Source organism: Arthrobacter sp. TWP1-1 (assembly GCF_049897845.1).
In the GTDB taxonomy this organism is placed as follows: Bacteria; Actinomycetota; Actinomycetes; order Actinomycetales; family Micrococcaceae; genus Specibacter.
Genome location: NZ_JAFCXC010000010.1, coordinates 126146 through 140588, shown reverse-complemented (window position 1 = coordinate 140588; position 14443 = coordinate 126146). Strand labels below are relative to the sequence as shown.

Here is a 14443-nt window from a genome sequence, read left to right as displayed (position 1 = left end):
CCACTCACCGCCAAATCCGAGAGGGCCCATCCGCAACATGCGGGTGGGCCCTTGGCGTACCCTGCGCAAGGCTCGCCGCCTGAAACTCACAGCTAACTCGGATATGATGAATTCATCAAGTCATCATTTTGTGTGTTGACCGGGACAGTAACGAGGAGAGCTATGGCATTCGGCGCTGACGAGCGGCCCTTGTATGAGATCAAAGCGAATCTGTTCAAGGGACTCGCCCATCCCTATCGCATCCGGGTCCTGGAAATTCTTGCCGGCGTCCACGAGACACCGGTATCTGCCCTGCTCACCGAGACTGGCCTTGAGGCCTCACATCTCTCCGCTCATCTAGCCGTGCTGCGCCGTTACGGCCTAGTGGTTTCGGAGCGGCGCGCAAGCGTCGTCTATTACCGACTGGCCTTCCCTCAAGTCGCGGACCTATTACAGGTGGCCCGGACGCTCCTTGGTGAATTACTCCAGGATTCGCAGCGTCACCAGGCATCCGCATTGTCCCTGCCTGAAATTACCTCGGCACCTGAGATTGCCCCGGCCCGATGAGTACTTCCTCTCGTTCCCTGCTGTCATTGCTGCCACAGAAGCAGGACTACTTCGGGCTTCGCCGAAGTTGGCGCGGCGATCTACTGGCCGGCATTACTGTCGGCATCGTGGCGCTGCCTCTGGCGCTGGCCTTTGGCGTTAGCTCCGGAGCAGGCGCCGAAGCCGGTCTCATTACCGCCATTATCGCGGGTCTCATCGCAGCGGTTTTCGGTGGCTCTAACGTCCAGGTGTCGGGCCCCACAGGTGCCATGGTGGTGGTACTTGCTCCCATCGTTGCCATCCACGGCGTCGCATCCGTCATGATTGTCAGCATTCTGGCCGGTATTATTGTGCTCGTTGCCGGGGTCCTGCGACTGGGCCGAACCGTCAGTTATATCCCGTGGCCGGTGATCGAAGGGTTCACCGTCGGCATCGGGGCCATCATTTTCCTCCAGCAGCTTCCGTCCGCGGTCGGCGTGAGCGGTGCCGGCCACAGCACCAACGCAGCCGTGGCCGCAGTCGAGTCTGTTCGGGACGCGGCCTGGCCGTCAGCGTTACTGCCTCTTGGCGCCGTCGTCGTTGTAGCCGTCATCATGGTGCTTTTGACCCGTATCAGCGGCCGCCTTCCGGCTTCCTTCATGGCGATCGTGGTTGTCACCCTCGGCGCTTCCCTGCTGAAGCTACCCCTGACCACGATCGGGGAGCTGCCGCAATCCCTACCGATGCCAGCGATTCCGGCGATCAGAACAGATACTCTACTGAGCCTCATGGGACCAGCCTTCGCCGTGGCCGCCTTGGCCGCGATTGAATCACTACTCTCGGCCAGGGTCGCGGCATCCATGGCGGATACCGGACCCTATAACGCAGACCGTGAGCTCGTAGGCCAAGGCCTTGCATCAATCGCCTCGGGGTTCTTTGGGGGCATGCCCGCCACGGGAGCCATCGCGCGAACCGCTGTCAACGTCCGGTCGGGTGGGCGAACTCGGCTCTCAGCTATCGTGCATTCCCTAGCGCTTCTCGCCGTGGTCTATGTGGCAGCAAATGTGGTTTCCGTGATCCCACTGGCGGCACTCTCCGGAGTTCTCATGGTCACGGCTGCCAGAATGATCTCCCCGAGCATCATCAAACAAGTGCTGCGATCGACTCGCTCAGATGCCGTGGTTTTTGTTGTGACCGCGATTATTACCGTGAGTTTCGATCTCATCATCGCCGTCGGGATCGGCATCTCTGTCGCCGCATTCTTCGCCCTCCGGGCACTGAGCAGGGCCAGTGGCGTGCACCGCGAGGAGCTCGACGGCGTCGCCGCACCGGGCGATGAACGGATTGCCCTGTTCCGGATCGACGGTTCCTTGTTCTTCGGAGCCGCCGAACGCATCCTCGAACGCATCAGTGAACATCAGGGAATCGAGGTGGTCATCCTGCGCCTTTCCCAACTCCAACTCATCGATGCCACCGGCGCCCACACCCTCACCGAACTCGTGACGGCGCTGGAACGACGCGGCATCACCGTCCTCATAAAGGGCATTCGGGATGAACATTTGCAGCTTCTGGAACGCTTGGACGTGATCAGCTCGCTCCGCCACCCCAACCATCTGTTTGCCGAGTTGGAACCCGCCATCGTCCACGCCCGCTCCCACATCAGCCGAACCACGAAAGCCCGCGCATGAGCAGCAACTCCCCCCATCGTCCGACGTCAGCCACCGACGGTCCGCAGCTCCCGCGCATCAACCGCCGCACCTTCCTGATTGGCTTGGGCGCGCTGGGTGCTGTTGGCGGGATCGGCTACTGGGCCACGGCGGCGAAGCCCAATAAGACCGGTTCCACCTTTGCCACTCCGCTGCGGATTCCACCGCTGCTGGAGTCGGAAATGCTCGACGGCGAACGTGTCTTCCGCTTGAACGCCCAGGCCGGCGAAACTGAGCTCGTGCCCGGTGTTTCGTTTGCCACGATGGGCTTCAATGGCACCCACCTTGGGCCGACTCTTCGGGCTGCTCGCGGGGACAAGGTTCGCGTTCGCGTCACGAACAATCTCCCGGTCGCGACCACGGCCCATTGGCACGGCATGCTGCTGCCCGCCAGCCAGGACGGAACTCCGCATCAAGCCATCGCGCCGGGCACCACGTGGACTCCGTCGTGGACCATTGCGCAAGACGCGGCAACCCTCTGGTATCACCCGCATCCGCATGGGCAGACTGAATTGCAGGTAGGCAGCGGCATGGCCGGCATGTTCCTGATAGATGAGGCCACACCATCGGGCCTGCCGTCGGACTATGGCGTGGACGATATCCCACTGATCATTCAAGACGTCTCGGTGCAGTCTGGTGGCCAACGCCCAGGAACGCCCACCACCGCACCCATCGGGCGGATCGGCAACACCGTGATCGTCAACGGAACGTACGAACCGCATTTTGTGGCGACAGCTCGTCGGCTGCGCTTGCGGGTCTTGAACGCCTCGGCCGCGCGCTGCTACAACCTTGAGCTCTCGACCGGGGACGAATTCCACCTAGTTGGCACGGACGGCGGGTTACTTGCTGCCCCTGCAGCCATGAGCAGCCTGCTACTCTCCCCCGCTGAACGTGCCGAAATCGTGGTCACCGTGCCGCCGGATGCCGAGCTGGTCCTGCGCTCGGTTCCCCAGGATCTTGGCATGAGCAAGGGCGATGACATGACCTCCGGCGCCGAGGACACGTTTGGAATTCTGCGCATCACCGGGCCAGGCGCGGCCACCTCCGGCGAGCAGCTGACAGAGCTGCCCACGACGCTACCGTCCGCCAAACAGCCTGGGACGGTGTCCGGCGTCGAACGTCATTTCACGCTCGAGGACACAACCATCAACGGCAAAGCCATGGACATGGACCGCATCGATACCGTTGTGGCGGCAAACTCCACCGAGCTGTGGACCATCCAGAACGTCTCCAAGCGGGCCCATAATTTCCACATTCATGGGACGCAATTCATCGTGACCGCGGAGAACGGTGGCAGTCCGGAGCCGCGGAATCTGGGCTGGAAGGACACCATTTTCATCGCACCCGGCGGTACTGCCCAGCTGACGGTCCCATTCAGCAGCTATGCCGATCCCGCCACCCCGTACATGTATCACTGCCACATGCTCTGGCATGAGGATCAAGGCATGATGGCGCAGTATGTTCTCACCGATGGCGAGGCCACCACGGAGCCGATGCAGCACGACGGCGCCATGCACCACTGAGCCCGCGCGCCAGTAGCAAAGGACGAATCGTCCCAAGTTCGCCCTTGCGCGGTGACTTTACGCTCAAACTTTGGGCCGCCGCACGGCTACTCTGATAGTCAAGGACACCCCCATTGGGGATGAGTGATGAGCGAGGAACCTAGATGTTGTTGGCACTGTTGCAAGCCAATGCCGTACCGCTGGACGTGGCGACGAACTTGGCCGTCATCGACTCGGCCGCTCGGGATGCCGCGAGCGCCAGCGCGGATGTGCTGCTGACGCCGGAGTTGTTCGTTCCCGGTTACGATCCCGAACGCATTCACGCCGAATTTGACCGTGACCAACTCCCCCAGCTGCGCGAGGAACTGGCCGCGATAGCCCGCAAGCACGGCATTGCGCTGGTCTACAGCCTGCCCCGGATCGATGGCCACCAGCTGAACATCAGCGCCACGTTTATCGATGCGTCCGGCACCGAGCTGCTGAACTACGGCAAGGTCCACCTCTTTGGTGACACGGAGCGGCAGGCCTTCATCGGCGCAACGGAAGCTCCCGGCGTCGTCAATTTCTTGGGCCTCAACGTCGGGATCGTCATTTGTTACGACGTCGAATTCCCCGAGATGGTCCGCGCTGCCGCGGTGCAGGGCGCCGATGTGATGTTGGTTCCCACGGCTCTGGCTCATGGTTTTGATGAGGTCCCGCAGGTCCTGGTGCGCGCCCGTGCCGTGGAAAACCACGTTGTGGTTGCCTATGCCAACCATTGTGGTGTGGAATCGGACGTTGCCTTTGGTGGCGGGAGTGTCATTGTCGGGGCCGACGGCGGATTCCTCGCGACCGCGGGGACCGAGGCCACCGTCCTCTACGCCCAGCTCGACGCCGACGCCATCCGGGCCAGCCGCAAGGCCGTGCCGTACCTGGCCGAGCGCCGCCCCGAACTCTACGCAAAGTGGGCCGAAGGCCGAGGTTAGGTAGCGGGTTAGGGTGCGGGTGGGGTGTACTGCAACGCGATCCAGAGGTCCGCGCGGGTCTGTGCGTCGTTGAGATCGCGGTTCAGTAACTCAGAGACGACGCCGATCTGGCGCCGGACGCTGTTGCGGTGCAGGCCAAGGGCTTTTGCCGTAGCGTCCCAGTTGCCGTTCTGACTTAGCCAACCGCGGAGCACCGCCAACAGAGCATCCTGACGTTCGGGCTCCAGCAACGGCCCCAATACCTGCTCGGCGAGCATGGTCCCCGCTTCGCGACCCAACAGGCCGGTGACGGACCAGGTCACGGAGTCAACCCGCAGCGTTTCGGCCGTGGCGCGGGCCCGGGACCGCAAGGAACTCACTCGCTGATAGGCCGCCGGAAGGTCGTTGAGTTCCACGGGGTCGCCAATAACCAGCCGCCAACCAAGGCGTTCAACCTCCGCCACCGCGGCGTCGTCCACCTTCAGCCGCGTTACGGCCGTAAAGCCGTACTCGGTGATTTCCACCATCTTGGTGTCAAGGATGCGCCGCCACTGCAGCAACTCGCGGACAGGGCTGTCCGAGCTGCGCCATTGCGGAGCGTCGACGTTGACGCCCTGGACTACCCGCATGGGCGCGGACCGTGTTGAGCCCAGGCTTTGGGCCAGCAGGTCCTTCGCCGCCGCTACCTGCCGGGCCGTTCCGGTGGAGAGGGTCTCGGGGTGCAACAGCAAAGCCGTGGCCAGCTGGCTTGGCGCGAGCGAACCACTGGTGCGTTGCCGCGAAAGCAACTCCAACATGCCAACGGCGGAGGAGACAATGTTGTTGTGAGCCGGTGACAAGCGTTCCACGGAGCCAATCACCAGGGCACCGAGGTTCACGTCCCGGACGCTGCGCAACGGGTGGCCCACCACAAAATCCGAACCCGGCAACGGATAGCTGTCGAGCTCCACCCGCGGCCCCGATCCGGAGAAGATTCGCTGCAACATCGGGCCGAGGGTTACGACGTCGGCCGGATTGCTTCCGGCGCGGGCCCTCACCTTTCCATCGGCGCCGACCAAGACCGCCCAGCATGGCACCCGTTGCACCAGCGTGGCCAGTGCTTCTTGATCCGGCCGCGGCGAGAGCACCGAGCGCATGAGCATCCGGTTGGTTTCCGCGAGCTGACGGAAAACCTTGGCTGAATCAGACTCCAACAGTTGCGCAAACTGCAGCCCGATGGCGGCAAAGGGCACGGTGGGTGGCACCTCCACCAACGTCAGCCCGTGGCGTCGGCACGCCGCAGCCAGAGCAGGCGGCACCTCATCGTGGTACGGCGTCAAGCCAAACCCCAGGGCGCAGACCTTGGCCACGGCCAGCCGCTCAACATACGCCTCAATGGCATCCGCAGTCCCACCCTCGCCTAGCAGCGGAAGGCCAGCGGTCAGCACAAACTCGCCATCCATCAGATACGGCGTGGGGTCGGCAAGCTCGCTCGGCTCAACCCAGCGCAGCCGCGCCTCTAGATCGGCGTCATGCAAAATGGTCAGCTCCTCCGGGAGCTCGTCCAAGAACTGGGCTAGGGTGACGGAGCGGAACCGGGATTCGACGTCTTCATCGGAAAGTGGCAGTGCCCGCGAGCGGCCACTCTGGGATTTAGCCGCCATGGGTGTACAACCGCTGCAGCCGGGGAGTGGTGCGATTGATAATCTCGTCGCCATGTCTGTTGCTGGCCTGGCCCCGCAGAATGCGCACAATATGCACATCGCGCTCAATGCGCACGTTGGTATCGAGGTCAACACCGAATGTGCCGCTTGTCAGCCCTGATACCTCAGCATCAATTAGTGCGTTATGTCTCATAAACATAGGCTACAGGATGTTTTGCACTACCATGAGATGCGCGTCACAAGCTTAGTGTTGAGGAGCTTGCACAGCTTTGTCTGTACCCGCACGACCATACAGAATGGGATTTAGAGGATGTCACTACGTGAACAGCTCAGCCCGCAGTCAACGTCGACTGCGCGCTCCGGGGGTCCGCACCAAGGCAGGCCCGCGGTTGGCCTGGGCCGCCAACTACTTCGCCGTAAACCGCTGGGACAAATGCGCCATGAGGCAGAGGACGGATCAGGCGGCCGCAAACTTGTCCGCAGCTTCGGCGTCCTCCAGCTGACCATGATCAGCGTTGGAGCCACACTTGGTACTGGCATCTTGGTGGTCCTTGGAGACTCCGTACCCCTGGCAGGCCCCGCAGTCTTCATCGCATTTCTGATAGCCGGCATCGCCGCCCTGCTGTCCGCCGTTTCATACGCGGAAATGGCGGGCATGGTTCCGGTTGCCGGTTCCAGCTACTCATACACTTACGTCACCTTGGGCGAGGGTATGGCATGGATTTGTGGCTGGTGTCTTGTGCTCGAATATGCGGTATCCGTGGCGGCCGTAGCCGTTGGCGCCGGGCAGTACATCAATGAGTCCGTGGCCAGCTTTGGTTGGGCACTCCCTGACTTCATCTCGCAGCCTCCCGGATCCGGCGGATTCCTGAACCTTCCCGCCATGGTCATTGTTCTGCTGTCAATGGTGTTGCTGATTCGCGGAGCCAAGGAAAGTGCGTGGGTCAATACAGCCATCGTCGCTGTCAAGATCGTCATCTTGCTGTTCTTTTGCGCCATCGCGTTCTCCGCTTTCAACGCAGGCAACTTCAGCCCGCTCATGCCCATGGGTGCCGCTGGCGTATCGGCCGCAGCGTCACGCGTGTTCTTCTCCTACATCGGCTTCGATGCTGCCTCCACGGCAGGTGAGGAAGCTAAGAACCCACAGCGCGATCTGCCCCGAGCCATCGTGTTCTCTATGGCTATTGTGACAACCTTGTACGTCCTCGTTGCCATCGCCGCCGTGGGCGCCCGCGAGTGGACCTGGTTTGAGGGAACCCAAGCCGCACTGGTTCAGCTCCTTCTAGAAATCACCCACCAGCCATGGATTGCCTTGGTATTTTCGGTTGGTGCTGTCCTCGCCATCGCCAGTGTTGTCCTGACGGTACTGTACGGCCAGACACGCATCTTGATGTCCATGTCCCGTGATGGATTGGTGCCCGAGATCTTCGGCCGCATCTCGAAGAAGCGCGGCACCCCCGTTGCCGGCACCTTGATCGTGGGGATCGCCGTTGCACTGACGGCCGGCCTTATCCCGCTGGGCGCCTTGGCTGACGCCACCAGCATTGGTACGTTGTTTGCCTTTGCGCTGGTCAACATCGCCGTGATCTACCTGCGCCGCAGCCGTCCCGAGCTCAAACGTAGCTACAAGGTGGCATTCTTCCCCGTCACTCCCATCTTGGGTGCACTCATGTGCATTTATCTGATGGCCAACCTTGGCGGAATCACCTGGCTGGTCTTCGTTGCGTGGATGCTGGTCGGGATACTGGCATACTTTGGCTACGGGCGCCGCCACTCGCGGGTGGCCGCGTTGACCGAAACTGAGTATCAGGAACTGTCCAACCGCAGCATTGAGACGAACACCGCTCCCTCTGATGTCCCCGACACCGCGAAGGCACCGCACTAATGACTGACGCAATCACAATGCTGAACCCTGATTTTCCCTTCAGCTATGACCACTATCTGGCCCATCCGGCCGGTCTCGGCAGCGTTCCGCAGGCTGCTTATGGCACCGAAGTTGCTGTTGTCGGCGCAGGGCTCTCCGGTCTGGTTGCCGCCTATGAACTCATGAAAATGGGGCTCAAGCCGGTCCTCTTTGAACCGGAACAAATCGGTGGCCGGCTGCGCACCGCCAGTTTCCCCGGGGCTCCGGATGTCACCGCCGATCTTGGCGGCATGCGATTCCCCGTCTCGGGACGCGCCTTCTACCACTACATAGACCAGCTGGGATTGGACACAGCAGAGTTCCCCAACCCGCTCTCCGGCGCAACCTCAAGCACTGTCATTGAACTGACGGGCGAATCCCACTACGCCGTCACCGAGTCCGACCTTCCCGAGTTCTTCCACGAGGTGGCCCGGGCCTGGCGGGCATCCGTCAACGACGGCGCCCTGTTCGCCCAGATGCAAGAAGCCATCCGGGCGCGGGACACGAAAACGATCAAGGAACTGTGGAACGCTTTGGTTCCGGCCTTGGACGAGCAAACCTTTTACGGATTTATCGCCGCCAGCAAGGCCTTCAAGGAAGCCGGATTCGGCCACCGTGAGGCTTTTGGCCAGGTCGGCTTTGGCACCGGCGGCTGGGACACCGACTTCCCCAACTCGATCCTGGAAATCCTCCGCGTGGTCTACACCGACGCCGACGACGGTCACCGCAGCATCGTCGGCGGGGCCCAAAGGCTCCCGGAGGCACTGTGGGAAGATGCGCCGTCGGGCATGGAGCACTGGCCCGAAGGAACCTCGCTGAAGTCTCTTCATGCAGGATCCCCGCGCGGCGGTGTGGCCAAGATTGCCCGAGCCAGCGACGGCTCCCTTGAGATCACCGAACGTTGGGGCAAGACGCATCGTTTCCCGGTGGCCATCAGCACCTGCCAGCAATGGCTACTCTCCACCCGGATCAACACGGAGGAATCGCTGTTTGCCGCGCCGATGTGGACGGCCATTGAACGATCGCACTATATGCAGTCATCCAAGACTTTTGTCATGGTGGACCGGCCGTTCTGGAAGGACATCGACCCAGCCACGGGCCGCGAGGTCATGTCCATGACGCTGACCGACAGGCTCAACCGCGCCACATACCTGCTGGACAACGGCCCGGATGCGCCCGCCGTCATCCTCCTCTCCTACACCTGGAACGACGACGCGCTGAAGTGGCTCTCGCTGTCCGCCGAGGAACGCGTGGAGCTGATGCTGCATTCGCTCGCCCAGATTTACCCCGATGTGGACATCGCCTCGCACATTGTGGGCGCGCCCATCACTGTCTCATGGGAGGCAGACCCGAACTTCATGGGTGCGTTCAAAGCCAATCTGCCCGGCCACTACCGCTACCAGCAGCGCCTGTTCACGCACTTCGACCAGGCAGAGCTCCCGGAAAGCCAGCGAGGCATCTTCCTTGCCGGCGACGACGTGTCATGGACGGCGGGATGGGCCGACGGCGCAGTCACCACGGCGCTGAACGCCGTGTGGGGTGTCGTGAAACATCTTGGCGGCACCTCGGCCCCGGAAAACCCCGGACCGGGAGAGCTGCTGGCCGAGATCGGCCCGATGTCCCTGGACTAGGACCAACGCCGTTTGCCTGGTTGCAGTGTGTGAATGTTTCAATGTTTCGGCACGGCAACCAGGCCATGTTGTCGAGTTGTTACGAATCAGCTTTTGTTGGTGGATCCGCCCACAAACGTCCTGTGGCGTGGTTCAATGAGTCCTAGATCCGCCACTCGTTATTATCTGTTATCTCTGTTGTTCAACCGGACCCGCGGTTGGATTGGGGGCATTGTGGAACGTCAAAGACCATAAGCCAAGTTCCTTGCCAGCGCCTGAGTGGAGCCAAGACTCTGGCGGTTGGCCGCGCGGCGCATGACAGGGCCGCACAAAAGCCTTCCCTGGCATCTTTTCTCGCTGACGAGAACCACCACGGAGATAACAGTGATAACAGTGCGTACTATCAAGACTTTTTTTGGACACCATCCACCGCGTCATGCCGCACCATCGAGAAGGAAACAAAGTGGCGGCCGGCGCTTCCTCGTGTGGGGCGCCGCGGCAATGGCCCTGCTGGTTATCGGGGCCACGGCAACCATCTCAATCATTCCGGCCCAAGCCGCTGCGCCCAAGACGATTATTAGCCTCACCTTCGACGACGGCAATGCCGATCAAGCGGCGGCGGAGAAGGTGCTGAAGGCCAGCGGGCTGGTCGGAACTTTCTACATCACCACCAGCTGGGTGGGTGACGCGGGGTACCTGACGCAGGCGGATCTGCATAGTTTTGTGGCCGATGGCAATGAAATCGGCGGGCATTCAGTCACCCACCCGGATCTCACAACGCTTTCCTCCGCTGCCGCAACCGCGGAAATCTGTAACAGCAGGACTACTCTGCAAAGCTGGGGATTCGCTGTCGAAAGCTTTGCGTACCCGTTCGCCGCGGAGAACGCCTCCGTCGAGCAGAACGTCAAGAGCTGCAACTACTCCAGCGCCCGTGGGCTCGGTGATCTGCATTCCCCGGCGAGCTGCTCTGACTGCGCCTTTGCCGAGACGCTGCCGCCGGCCGATCCGATGATTATCAAGGCACCGGACCAGGTTGACAGCACCTGGACCTTGAAGAACCTGCAGGATTCGGTGACCAACGCCGAAACGACCGGCGGCTGGGTTCAACTCACCTTCCACCGAATTGCCGTCGGAGGGGATCCCACCCTGACCATTACTCCTACGCTCTTCCAACAATTCGTAACGTGGTTGGCGGCACGTACCGCAAACGGGACTACCTCCGTTCAGACCGTGGCCCAGGCCATGGGAGTCCAATCCGTCCCAACGCCAACCGCCACGCCAACGCCGTCGGCATCACCATCGCCGTCACCTTCACCGACGCAGTCGCAGTCGCCACCCCCGTCGCCCACGCCAACACTATTTACCGATGTGCCAACGAGTTCCCCGTTCTACACCGAGATCACGTGGCTGGCCGAAAACAACATCACCACAGGCTGGGCTGAAGCCGGCAACACATGGACTTTCCGTCCCGTCCAGCCTGTTGCGCGGAATGCAATCGCCGCCTTCCTGTACAGGTTTAAGGGGAGTCCAGCATATGCGCCCCCTGCAGTTTCCCCTTTCAGCGATGTGCCAACCACTGCCCCGTATTACAAGGAAATCACCTGGCTGTTTGCCAGCAATATCACCACCGGATACCTTGTTGGCAACGACCGCACCTTCCGTCCCTACTCGCCCGTAAACCGTGACGCCTTTGCCGCTTTCTTGTACCGGCTTAATGGCAGCCCCGCCGTGACCGGATCCAGCAATTTCACTGACGTTTCCACCACCAACAGGTTCGCCAAAGAGATCACGTGGTTGGCTGCCAATGGAATCACAAAGGGTTGGACCGAGCCGAACAACACCGTGACATTCCGCCCCGGCCTGCCCGTCCAACGCGATGCAACTGCCGCATTCCTCTATCGCTTCAACAGCAAATTCGGAAGGTAGCAGCACCCGCACCGTCCTTCACTCGGAATGAACTGCGGGTTCCAGCCAGCAGCATCGGCGCGCACTACGCGATCCGGTGCGTCATTGGCACTGGCCCGCAGCCGGCATTAAGCAGTACTGGCCTGTTTCGTCCCCGAAACAGGCCAGTACTGTTTACGCCCAGTGCTGTTTTTCGCCCTTAGGCGTTTGCGGCCAAGAGTGCGTCGGCAGCTGCCTGCACGGCGACGGATAGCGGCGTTGTGGGACGGCCGATCAGTGCCTGCAGCTCGCCACCGGTGACGAGCAAATCGCCACGGGCGATGCCCAGATCGCTGTCAGCCAGGATCTGCGCAAATTGTTCGGGTACTCCAGCCCCGACCAAAGCCTGCGTGTAACCTTCCGCGGGCAGGTCTTGATAGGCCACCTGTTGGCCGGTGACCGCTGCGACCGATTCGGCGAGCTCAGCAAGTGTGAAGGCAGTATCGCCACCGAGTTCGTAGACCTTACCGGCCTGATCTTTCGCAATAAGCACCGCTGCCGCGGCCTGAGCAAAGTCTGCCCGGCTGGCGGCGCTGACGCGGCCTTCACCGGCACTGCCGAGCACGGCCCCGTGCTGGAGGAAGTTGCCAAGTTGCTCGGTGTAGTTCTCCAGGTACCAGCCGTTGCGCAGCAGGACGAACGGCAGACCGGACTCGCGCAGGGCATCCTCTGTGGCCTTGTGTTCGCCGGCCAACGCCATGCCTGTCGTGTCAGCGTTAGCGATGCTGGTGTAGGCAATCAAGCCCACGCCGGCCTCCTTGGCGGCGGCGATGACATTGAGGTGCTGCGGAAGCCGCTGGCCAACTTCGCTGCCGGAAACCAGCAGGACCTTGTCGGCGTCGGAAAATGCCTCGCGCAGGGATGCGGGGTCGCTGTAATCGATCGGGCGAACCTGAACGCCGCGGTCAGCAAGGTCTGCGAGCTTTGCTAGATCCCGGCCCGTGGCCACGATCTCTCCGGCAGGAACGTTCTGGTCAAGGAGTGCTTCGACGACGAGGCGGCCAAGCTGGCCGGTTGCGCCGGTGATGAGGATTGTCATGAGGAATCCGTTCGTTGGAGGAAGTCTTTCACTTGTGCCAACATCACGTGTGCGCCATTTCTTCCGAAAGGAGAGTACGCACTTAAAGGTAAGGTACATACATGAAGGTAAGCACTAGTACAGTCCAGCCGCTCGCCCCTCTCCTAGGCGGCATCTTTCCGGCCGCCTGTCCGAGCAGGACCGTGCTCGATCATGTCTCCAGCAAATGGGGTGTGCTCATCCTCGTGGCCTTGGCCCAGGGCCCGCAGCGTTGGAGCGAATTACGCCGTCGAACCGAAGGCATCAGCGAAAAGATGCTGGCCCAAACCCTCAAAACACTCGAAGGCGACGGATTCGTCCATCGAGACGCCCAGCCGGTCATTCCACCCAGGGTCGACTACAGCCTGACCAGCCGCGGCCACGACCTTGTTGCGCTCCTCATCCCGTTATTGGACTGGATCAATGTCCACGCCGAAGAGATCGTCAACGGTCAATAACTGACCCGCACTCCCCCGGGCGCGCTCAGCCTTCCAGCACCAACAGCTGTGCCTTGTCGGCGTCCCAGCCGATCTGCACGTCATCGCCCACGGTACGCCCGGCCGCGCCCGATTCGGAACTGAGCTCGCGGATCTGGAGCTTGTGCTCGCCCACGCTGATCCGGTGCCTAATGGTGGCGCCCAGATTGGTTGAGGAAAGCAATTCTCCTGTGGCGCCATTCTCCTGCGCGGGTCCGGTGCGGAATTTCAGGTGCTCGGGTCGGATTGAGACGGCGTACCGCTCGCCTTGGGCGCCGCGGTCGCGGACCCTTCCTGTCCCGAAGACGCCAAGGTCCACGATGGCCTCGTCGCCTTCACGGCTGATGACGGTGGCCGGGATAAGGTTCGTGTCGCCAAGGAAGCTGGCCACCCAGTCCGTCACGGGGTAGTTGTAGACCTCTTCGGGTGGGCCGGATTGCACGATCCGCCCGTCTTTCATCACCACGATCCTGTCCGACATGGCCATGGCCTCGTCCTGGTCGTGGGTGACGAAGAGGACGGAGATGCCCAACGATTTTTGCAGCGTTTTGATCTCCTCCTGCATGTGCTCGCGGAGGCGCTTATCCAGTGCGGCCATGGGCTCGTCAAGGAGCAAGGCTGCGGGGTTGAAGACGAGCGCCCGTGCCAGTGCCACACGCTGCTGCTGGCCGCCGGAAAGCTGCCGCGGCTTGCGTGCGCCAAGACCTGACAGGCCCACCCGGTCAAGAGCTTCTTCCGCACGACGGCGTGATTCTGCCTTGGGTATCTTGCGCATCCGGAGCGCGAATTCAACGTTTTCGCGGGCGCTCATGTGCGGAAACAGCGCGTAGTTTTGGAAGACGACGCCGAGGTTGCGCTCCCGCGGCGGCAGGGAGTCCACCGGCACGCCGTCGATCATGACGGATCCTGAGGTGTGCTCCTCGAAGCCTGCCACCATCATCATGGTGGTGGTTTTTCCGGAGCCGCTGGGACCTAGGAGGGTGACGAATTCGCCAGGCTGGATCGAAAGGTCCAGCTGGTCGACGGCGACAACGTCACCGTAGGTCTTGCGCACCTGGCGGAGGTCGATCGCACCCTTTTGAGCCGCCGTCGTGCTGGGTATTTCAGTGGTTGAGTCAATAACTGAGGTGCTCATGGGAATCCTTTGCGATTGA

The 14443-nt window shown here is 61.8% G+C and carries 12 protein-coding genes; 8 read left to right on the top strand and 4 right to left on the bottom strand.

Annotated elements, in window-relative coordinates:
- The first annotated feature begins 162 nt into the window (after nucleotides 1-162).
- From ACP7B9_RS15640 to ACP7B9_RS15625, 4 genes are all read left to right on the top strand, one after another.
- On the top strand, nucleotides 163-546 hold the full coding sequence (locus ACP7B9_RS15640; RefSeq protein ID WP_425864873.1) for an ArsR/SmtB family transcription factor: 384 nt from the start codon (nucleotides 163-165) through the stop codon (nucleotides 544-546).
- The gene (locus tag ACP7B9_RS15635; RefSeq protein WP_425864871.1) at nucleotides 543-2192 is read left to right on the top strand and encodes a SulP family inorganic anion transporter; all 1650 of its coding nucleotides are present in this window, start codon (nucleotides 543-545) and stop codon (nucleotides 2190-2192) included. The genes ACP7B9_RS15640 and ACP7B9_RS15635 overlap by 4 nt, the downstream gene beginning before the upstream one ends.
- Nucleotides 2189-3733, top strand: coding sequence for a multicopper oxidase family protein (locus tag ACP7B9_RS15630; protein ID WP_425864869.1), 1545 nt, complete (start codon nucleotides 2189-2191; stop codon nucleotides 3731-3733). The genes ACP7B9_RS15635 and ACP7B9_RS15630 overlap by 4 nt, the downstream gene beginning before the upstream one ends.
- 143 nt (nucleotides 3734-3876) lie before the next feature.
- On the top strand, nucleotides 3877-4677 hold the full coding sequence (locus ACP7B9_RS15625; RefSeq protein WP_425864867.1) for a carbon-nitrogen hydrolase family protein: 801 nt from the start codon (nucleotides 3877-3879) through the stop codon (nucleotides 4675-4677).
- A gap of 8 nt (nucleotides 4678-4685) precedes the next feature.
- Here ACP7B9_RS15625 and ACP7B9_RS15620 read toward each other — a convergent pair whose 3' ends face one another.
- Both ACP7B9_RS15620 and ACP7B9_RS15615 read right to left on the bottom strand, forming a co-directional pair.
- Nucleotides 4686-6299 carry a PucR family transcriptional regulator gene (locus ACP7B9_RS15620; RefSeq protein WP_425864865.1) on the bottom strand — a complete coding sequence of 538 codons (1614 nt, stop codon included), beginning with the start codon at nucleotides 6297-6299 and terminating at the stop codon, nucleotides 4686-4688.
- Nucleotides 6289-6492, bottom strand: a complete 204-nt coding sequence (locus ACP7B9_RS15615) for a hypothetical protein (RefSeq protein ID WP_425864864.1) — start codon at nucleotides 6490-6492, stop codon at nucleotides 6289-6291. The genes ACP7B9_RS15620 and ACP7B9_RS15615 overlap by 11 nt, the downstream gene beginning before the upstream one ends.
- 117 nt (nucleotides 6493-6609) lie before the next feature.
- Between ACP7B9_RS15615 and ACP7B9_RS15610 the strand changes: the two genes are divergently transcribed.
- The 3 genes from ACP7B9_RS15610 (at nucleotide 6610) to ACP7B9_RS15600 (ending at nucleotide 11738) form a co-directional block, all read left to right on the top strand.
- Nucleotides 6610-8184, top strand: coding sequence for an amino acid permease (locus tag ACP7B9_RS15610; protein ID WP_425864863.1), 1575 nt, complete (start codon nucleotides 6610-6612; stop codon nucleotides 8182-8184).
- Nucleotides 8184-9833, top strand: coding sequence for a flavin monoamine oxidase family protein (locus ACP7B9_RS15605; RefSeq protein WP_425864861.1), 1650 nt, complete (start codon nucleotides 8184-8186; stop codon nucleotides 9831-9833). Before ACP7B9_RS15610 ends, ACP7B9_RS15605 begins: the two co-directional genes overlap by 1 nt.
- A 480-nt stretch (nucleotides 9834-10313) precedes the next feature.
- Nucleotides 10314-11738: a polysaccharide deacetylase family protein gene (locus ACP7B9_RS15600; protein ID WP_425864859.1), complete on the top strand. Its 1425-nt coding sequence runs from the start codon at nucleotides 10314-10316 to the stop codon at nucleotides 11736-11738.
- 178 nt (nucleotides 11739-11916) lie between these two features.
- Here ACP7B9_RS15600 and ACP7B9_RS15595 read toward each other — a convergent pair whose 3' ends face one another.
- Nucleotides 11917-12795, bottom strand: coding sequence for an SDR family oxidoreductase (locus ACP7B9_RS15595; protein WP_425864857.1), 879 nt, complete (start codon nucleotides 12793-12795; stop codon nucleotides 11917-11919).
- Between the two features lie 101 nt (nucleotides 12796-12896).
- Between ACP7B9_RS15595 and ACP7B9_RS15590 the strand changes: the two genes are divergently transcribed.
- Nucleotides 12897-13271: a winged helix-turn-helix transcriptional regulator gene (locus ACP7B9_RS15590; protein ID WP_425864855.1), complete on the top strand. Its 375-nt coding sequence runs from the start codon at nucleotides 12897-12899 to the stop codon at nucleotides 13269-13271.
- Nucleotides 13272-13296: 25 nt separating this feature from the next.
- Here ACP7B9_RS15590 and ACP7B9_RS15585 read toward each other — a convergent pair whose 3' ends face one another.
- Nucleotides 13297-14424 carry an ABC transporter ATP-binding protein gene (locus ACP7B9_RS15585; RefSeq protein ID WP_425864853.1) on the bottom strand — a complete coding sequence of 376 codons (1128 nt, stop codon included), beginning with the start codon at nucleotides 14422-14424 and terminating at the stop codon, nucleotides 13297-13299.
- Nucleotides 14425-14443 lie beyond the last annotated feature (19 nt).

Excerpts from the sequence above, each read along its gene's own strand:
- ACP7B9_RS15615 (WP_425864864.1), bottom strand. The coding sequence starts at position 6,492 with ATGAGACATAACGCACTAATTGATGCTGAGGTATCAGGGCTGACAAGC.
- ACP7B9_RS15600 (WP_425864859.1), top strand. The coding sequence starts at position 10,314 with ATGGCCCTGCTGGTTATCGGGGCCACGGCAACCATCTCAATCATTCCG.
- ACP7B9_RS15595 (WP_425864857.1), bottom strand. The coding sequence starts at position 12,795 with ATGACAATCCTCATCACCGGCGCAACCGGCCAGCTTGGCCGCCTCGTC.
- ACP7B9_RS15635 (WP_425864871.1), top strand. The coding sequence starts at position 543 with ATGAGTACTTCCTCTCGTTCCCTGCTGTCATTGCTGCCACAGAAGCAG.
- ACP7B9_RS15620 (WP_425864865.1), bottom strand. The coding sequence starts at position 6,299 with ATGGCGGCTAAATCCCAGAGTGGCCGCTCGCGGGCACTGCCACTTTCC.
- ACP7B9_RS15640 (WP_425864873.1), top strand. The coding sequence starts at position 163 with ATGGCATTCGGCGCTGACGAGCGGCCCTTGTATGAGATCAAAGCGAAT.
- ACP7B9_RS15610 (WP_425864863.1), top strand. The coding sequence starts at position 6,610 with ATGTCACTACGTGAACAGCTCAGCCCGCAGTCAACGTCGACTGCGCGC.
- ACP7B9_RS15625 (WP_425864867.1), top strand. The coding sequence starts at position 3,877 with ATGTTGTTGGCACTGTTGCAAGCCAATGCCGTACCGCTGGACGTGGCG.
- ACP7B9_RS15590 (WP_425864855.1), top strand. The coding sequence starts at position 12,897 with ATGAAGGTAAGCACTAGTACAGTCCAGCCGCTCGCCCCTCTCCTAGGC.
- ACP7B9_RS15630 (WP_425864869.1), top strand. The coding sequence starts at position 2,189 with ATGAGCAGCAACTCCCCCCATCGTCCGACGTCAGCCACCGACGGTCCG.
- ACP7B9_RS15605 (WP_425864861.1), top strand. The coding sequence starts at position 8,184 with ATGACTGACGCAATCACAATGCTGAACCCTGATTTTCCCTTCAGCTAT.
- ACP7B9_RS15585 (WP_425864853.1), bottom strand. The coding sequence starts at position 14,424 with ATGAGCACCTCAGTTATTGACTCAACCACTGAAATACCCAGCACGACG.